Genomic DNA, 554 nt, shown 5'->3' on the forward strand with positions numbered 1-554 from the left:
CCCCCGACGGAACCTTCCACCTCCAAGCTCTCATCCCCGTCACCCCCGAGAAGCTGGACTCGTCGACCTCCCTGTCGACTATCTCGCAGGTCGGACTAGCGCTCGACGGCATCACGATCTTCGGGGATGCGCCCTCCGTCGCTGACCGCGGCGGGCTGCCGGCCCTCGACTCGTGCGGCGGACACATCGATCCGTCGGGCTACTACCACTGGCATTTCGGTGCCGAGTCGATCCAGGCCAACCTCGACGAAGCAGGTATCAGCGAGACCTGCGCGGTGGATCAGGACGCGGAAGCGCTCATCGGGCTCGCCTACGACGGCTATGGCATCTACGGACCCGAAGAGGATCGAGACATTCCAACAGACCTCGACGAATGCTCCGGACACGTTTCCGAGACCGAAGAGTTCGGTGAGATCTACCATTACCACCTGACTTACGACTCCCCGAATCTGCCCGGCTGCATGGCAGGCGCGACGGCCGAATCAGCCTTGAGCAGCCCCGACAACGATCAGGCGGCCTTGCCGGGCGGCTCAGGCGGGGGGCGGGAATGGCGG

General features: G+C 64.8%; 1 protein-coding gene. It reads left to right on the top strand.

Annotated features, from left to right (window positions below):
• On the top strand, positions 1-554 hold a 554-nt coding region (locus RHBS_RS28490), incomplete at both ends, for a YHYH protein (protein WP_128646960.1).

This window comes from Rhodococcus sp. BS-15 (assembly GCF_000813105.1).
Lineage (GTDB): Bacteria > Actinomycetota > Actinomycetes > Mycobacteriales > Mycobacteriaceae > Rhodococcoides.